The sequence below is a fragment of the Asticcacaulis biprosthecium C19 genome, assembly GCF_000204015.1.
GTDB lineage: Bacteria > Pseudomonadota > Alphaproteobacteria > Caulobacterales > Caulobacteraceae > Asticcacaulis > Asticcacaulis biprosthecius.
On record NZ_GL883077.1, the window covers coordinates 335,207 to 339,668 of the forward strand.

At 62.3% G+C, this 4,462-nt stretch carries 7 protein-coding genes; 3 read left to right on the top strand and 4 right to left on the bottom strand.

The genetic code is table 11. From position 1 onward, the window contains the following. From ABI_RS01880 to ABI_RS01895, 4 genes are all read right to left on the bottom strand, one after another. Positions 1–328, bottom strand: a 328-nt coding sequence (locus ABI_RS01880; protein WP_040308497.1) for a sugar phosphate nucleotidyltransferase, incomplete at its 3' end; no start/stop codon positions are given. Continuing rightward, positions 325–1,431, bottom strand: coding sequence for an N-acetylmuramate/N-acetylglucosamine kinase AmgK (gene amgK / locus ABI_RS01885; protein ID WP_006271117.1), 1,107 nt, complete (start codon positions 1,429–1,431; stop codon positions 325–327). The genes amgK and ABI_RS01880, both read right to left, overlap by 4 nt. Before the next feature lies 1 nt (position 1,432). Next, positions 1,433–1,882: a tRNA (adenosine(37)-N6)-threonylcarbamoyltransferase complex ATPase subunit type 1 TsaE gene (gene tsaE / locus ABI_RS01890; RefSeq protein ID WP_006271118.1), complete on the bottom strand. Its 450-nt coding sequence runs from the start codon at positions 1,880–1,882 to the stop codon at positions 1,433–1,435. Then, on the bottom strand, positions 1,875–2,696 hold the full coding sequence (locus ABI_RS01895) for a GNAT family N-acetyltransferase (RefSeq protein WP_006271119.1): 822 nt from the start codon (positions 2,694–2,696) through the stop codon (positions 1,875–1,877). Before ABI_RS01895 ends, tsaE begins: the two co-directional genes overlap by 8 nt. A 66-nt stretch (positions 2,697–2,762) precedes the next feature. Between ABI_RS01895 and ABI_RS26405 the strand changes: the two genes are divergently transcribed. From ABI_RS26405 to ABI_RS01905, 3 genes are all read left to right on the top strand, one after another. Next, positions 2,763–2,897 (top strand): hypothetical protein, encoded by a 135-nt coding sequence (locus ABI_RS26405; protein WP_006271120.1) that lies wholly within the window; start codon positions 2,763–2,765, stop codon positions 2,895–2,897. A 155-nt stretch (positions 2,898–3,052) separates the two neighbouring features. Continuing rightward, on the top strand, positions 3,053–3,826 hold the full coding sequence (locus ABI_RS01900; protein WP_006271121.1) for a hypothetical protein: 774 nt from the start codon (positions 3,053–3,055) through the stop codon (positions 3,824–3,826). A gap of 15 nt (positions 3,827–3,841) precedes the next feature. Beyond that, the gene (locus ABI_RS01905; protein WP_006271122.1) at positions 3,842–4,432 is read left to right on the top strand and encodes a hypothetical protein; all 591 of its coding nucleotides are present in this window, start codon (positions 3,842–3,844) and stop codon (positions 4,430–4,432) included. Positions 4,433–4,462 lie beyond the last annotated feature (30 nt).

The window sequence follows — 4,462 nt, forward strand, 5'->3', positions numbered from 1 at the left end:
TATCGATATTGGCCGCCCAGATCGGGTCCTCGCCCAGCATTGGCCGCGCGTTTTTCAAACCGCCGCCTGTTTCCAGCAAGGCCTCGCGCTCGTCCGAGACAACGATATCGAGATCCGTGCGCGTCCGCAAATGGGCTTCCAGCCGGTCGGCAAAGGCATGGACATTGACAACGAAGCGCTTCGCACCCGCTGCCGCCAACCGATCCAGCATGTGGTCGATCAGCGCCCGACCACCGACCTCGACCAAGGCTTTGGGCCGGTCATTGGTCAGCGGACGCATGCGGGTGCCCAGACCCGCCGCCAGGATAAAGGCTGTTTCAGGACTCATGCTTTCAGCTTATCGCCGAATCCGTAGGCATGGAACCAGTCTTTCAACCCTTCCATGCCGGGCGCTTCGACATTGCGGCCGATATGGCGCCACATGCGCGGAATGAACTGTTCGTAGCGCGGCTTATTGAAGTGAACAACCAGACGGGCAAAAATGCCCAGGATGCGCGCCTCGTTCAGCGTCGCCAGGGCGTTGTAGTCGGCCATGAAAGCTTCGCGATCGACATGCGGGCGCAGGCCGAAATAGTGGTCCAGCGCGGACGTCTCCAACTCGGGCGAAACATCGCGGCGGGCGTCCTGCAACAGCGACAGCAGGTCCCACGACGGGTGGGCGCGCAAGGCGTCCTGGAAATCGATCATGCCGACGCGGGCGACACCCGAACGGTCCGGCAACCACATCAGGTTTTCGGCATGATAGTCACGGTGCGCAAACGCGGTGGCGCCGGCCTCGGCCCGCTTGCGCAGCGGCGACCACAGGGCTTCCCACTCGGCCAGGGCCTGATCCGAAAGGGCCTCTCCGCCGGCATAGCGCGGGTACCATTCGGTAAACAGGCCGGCGCCAGTCTTCAGCGCCAGATCGTCGTAGGTCAAAAGCGGCCAGCCCGGCGTGCCCAACTGTCCCGGCAGCACATCCGGCGGGGTCAGTTCATGCAACTGCGCCAGGGCCTCGATCGCCGCCATATACAGTGGCTCCTCGTCCTGGCCCCTGGCGATCAGGGCGGCAAACAGGTCGTCCCCCAGGTCTTCCGATATCAGCAGGCCGTTGGCGGCATCCAGCTCATAGCATTGCGGCGCCGACAGACCCTGCGACCGCAGGTAACCCGCTGCGGCGACAAAGGCGTCGATGCGCCCGGCCGCCAGGCGCGCCATGGCGTTGTAACCCGACTCCGCACGGTCCGTTTGTGTCTGTCCGGGTCGACACGGCTGAGTCTCCAGCGCCGGCGGCTGATCCATCAGCATGTAGGATTTGCCGTCCCGGATCAGGCGCTCATAGCGACGGGTCGAGGCATCACCCGGCAAGGGCTGGCGTTGCGCGCTCCCGAAGCCCGCAGCGGCCAGAAATTGCTGTTTGATCGCCTCGCGGTCTGGTGTAGCGGCCGTCATACTAACCCTTGAAATTTCCACGCGGAATCAGATGCGCGATCCGCCCTGCAAAAGGATTGGTCTTATCGGCCAGTTCCAGCACGATGTCCAGACGGTCGTCATAGCCCAGAGGCCCCAGCCGGTCAGGCCATTCGATCACCAGAACCGACGACGGCAAGGCGTCGTCCAGGCCCAGTTCATAGGCCTCCTCCGGGGATTCCAACCGGTACAGATCGAGGTGCAGCAGGGTGAAATCCGCGGCGTCATACGCCTGAACCAGGGTAAAGGTCGGTGACGGCACGTCCTGATCCGGCGACGTCAGGGCCCGGATCAATCCGCGCGCCAGAGATGACTTCCCCATGCCCAGGGCACCGGTAAGATAGACAACGTCGCCGGCCTTCAGCCGCGGTGCGATCCGCGCGCCTAGGACGGCCGTGGCAGTTTCGTCGGGCAGGTGAAGGGTTTCAGCCATAGACGGCATCCGATGAGCTCTTCAATGTCGTTTCGACATAGGCTTTCAGACCGTCAGTGTGAATACCGTCCGTGTTCGGAGCAATCAGCGGGCCAACGGTCAGATCGAAGCGCTTTCCGGCCTTGTTGAGCAGTTCGTGGAACAGGGTGATGTCGCGCAGCTCCTGCGAAAACCGGTTGAACAGGTGAAACCAGAACGAATCCGGCCCGGCCAGATGAACCGGCACGATCGGCGCCAGATATTTTTGCGCCAGTGACACGGCCGTCGGCGCCCATGGCGGGTCGACCAGGTCTCCGTGAGCGTCGCGTCGCGCCAGCCGCCCGGCCGGGAACATCACCACGCAGCGCTCCGCCTCGAAGGCGGCCCTGGCCGCGCTCAGGGTGGCACGGGTCTTTTCGCGCGTTCGTTTAGCCTCCACCCATTCCACCGGGATGATGGCCTCGCCGAACCGCGGATTGACCCGCAAGACGTCGGCATTGGCGAAGAAGATGGCGTCCGGTCGTACCCGCAGCAGGGCGTCGTAAACGGCGATGCCATCGGCAATGCCGGTCGGGTGATTGACCACAACCACACACCGCCCGGAGGTAGGGATCCGCTCGATGTGGCGAACCTGAACATCCAGCGACAACAGAGCCGAAACATAATCCAAAGCCGCCACGCCGGACAGGCCGGACACGGCGTCGGCGGTGTGCCGCGCCTTGGGATAGCCTAGTATCGCGTACAGCACTGGTTTGACCAGCGGCCAGACGGGCGACGCCACCAGACGCGGGGCCCGTTCGTAGATCAGCTCATCGATGATATGCAGCTTCGCCATAGGTCCCTGATCTGAACAGGTTCGCCCGGCTTGGCAAGCCGGCAGGTATGATGCTAGCTTGCCGCCATGACCGAGCCTACGCCGAACACGCCCAATGAAGACCGCCGCCGCCCCAAGGCGATGATTCCGTATCTGGCGCTGTGGGCCAGCAGTATCCTGTGTGTGATTTTTGCACTGTTCGCCATGTTAAATCAGGGTTGATGGCGCCGCCCGCCACATATTGATGGATTTTTTATATTAACCATTTGTAAATCTGTATGAATTTGCCGCAGTATGGTTAAGCTATGCGGCCGGGGCTTTAGCGACTATAGTGTCGTATATTGCGCGTATCGGGCAGAAGCGCTTCGGGGGTTTGGATGAACAGGAAAGTCCTGTTGTGGCTGATGGCTTTGGTGGTGCTGATCCCGGCGATAATCGGGACCGGCTACTGGATCTATTGGGACCAGTTCATCCGCTATGCTCCGGTGACCATCACCAGCACCGAAGACCTGCCGCGCATTCAGAAGCTGCTGAATCAGGTCGACTACCTGACGCCGGGTCCGCAGGAAAAGTCGCTGTATCTGGTCACCTATCGCAGCTGCAAGACCTGCAACGACTACGAAGACAAGGAACTGCCCAAGTTCCAGGCATCGAACATCGAACCCCGTATCGTCGTCTTCGCCCTGCCCGACCAGGCCGGCAATATTCGCTCCACGCCGGAAGAACGCTCCACCATCGCCGAGCTTTGGCTGACGCGGAACTGGAACTTCTACAAGGTCTGGCATATGTCGACCGACGAGACCTGGACGGCCGAAGGCCTGCCGATCGCCGATGACAGCCTGGCCCGTTCCGCCGTGGTCGGGGCTGGCCGCAGTTTCAACGACCAGCTCAACGAACTCCTGCGCCGCAACAAGGTTGCCGTCAGCTATCCCCTGCTGATCTGGCGCGACCAGAACAATCAGCTGCGCGTCTGCGCCTGCTCCAACGAAAAGGCCTGGCATTTCGTCCGCGAGGAGCTGGGCGCCAAGGAAGCGCCGCAGGAGATCTTCGGCGTCGAGGTCCCGAACGATCTCCTGCCAAAGTTCGGCAGCGAAGGCGCGACCTCGTCCTCGGCCGAAGGTCCGCCGACCCAGGCGCCGGAAGCCAAGTAACTCAAGGACAAGCCCATGCGTCTGTTTGCCGGCCTTGCCGCCGTCGCTGTCTTGATGACGGCTTCCCCGATCCTTGCCCAAACCGCCTATGAAGTCGTGCCGGCACCGGCCGCCAACCGCGGTCAGGTGGTCGACATCGCCGGTGTGCGCACCTTTACCGCCGAAGACGGCACTTACACCATGACACTTGGTCCGGACGACACCACCGAGGTCAATCGGGGTATGCGCTTCTTTACCTCCGGGACGAAGGACGAGAGCCGCTTCGTCGATGCCATGGTGGCGACGGACCGGATAGAGGACGGCAGCGAAGTCCTCGTCCTGGACACAGCCCAGGACAATATCGCCGACACGCCTCCGCCTTTCCTCGGAGACCTGACGGTCACCGAGCGCAAGGTGATCACGCTGGGTAGCGGCAACGGCAAGAAACCGGCGCGGCTGGCGATCTGGATCGCCACCGATCCTCAGGCGCCCGGCACGGTAACCATCGTTGGCGGCGCGCTTTTGCCGAAGGGCAGTCTTATGGTCTTGATCGACTGCAACACTGCGGCCGAGGCCGAGGCCTTCCTGCGCAACCACTTGCGCCTTGCCGAAGGGGTATTCGAGTAATTCCAACCCTCGATGACCTTGACACATCGC

What these genes read in the sequence shown, in the direction of transcription:
- ABI_RS01905 (WP_006271122.1), top strand. Translation starts at nt 3,842, where the DNA reads ATGCGTCTGTTTGCCGGCCTTGCCGCCGTCGCTGTCTTGATGACGGCT.
- ABI_RS01895 (WP_006271119.1), bottom strand. Translation starts at nt 2,696, where the DNA reads ATGGCGAAGCTGCATATCATCGATGAGCTGATCTACGAACGGGCCCCG.
- ABI_RS01900 (WP_006271121.1), top strand. Translation starts at nt 3,053, where the DNA reads ATGAACAGGAAAGTCCTGTTGTGGCTGATGGCTTTGGTGGTGCTGATC.
- amgK (WP_006271117.1), bottom strand. Translation starts at nt 1,431, where the DNA reads ATGACGGCCGCTACACCAGACCGCGAGGCGATCAAACAGCAATTTCTG.
- tsaE (WP_006271118.1), bottom strand. Translation starts at nt 1,882, where the DNA reads ATGGCTGAAACCCTTCACCTGCCCGACGAAACTGCCACGGCCGTCCTA.
- ABI_RS26405 (WP_006271120.1), top strand. Translation starts at nt 2,763, where the DNA reads ATGACCGAGCCTACGCCGAACACGCCCAATGAAGACCGCCGCCGCCCC.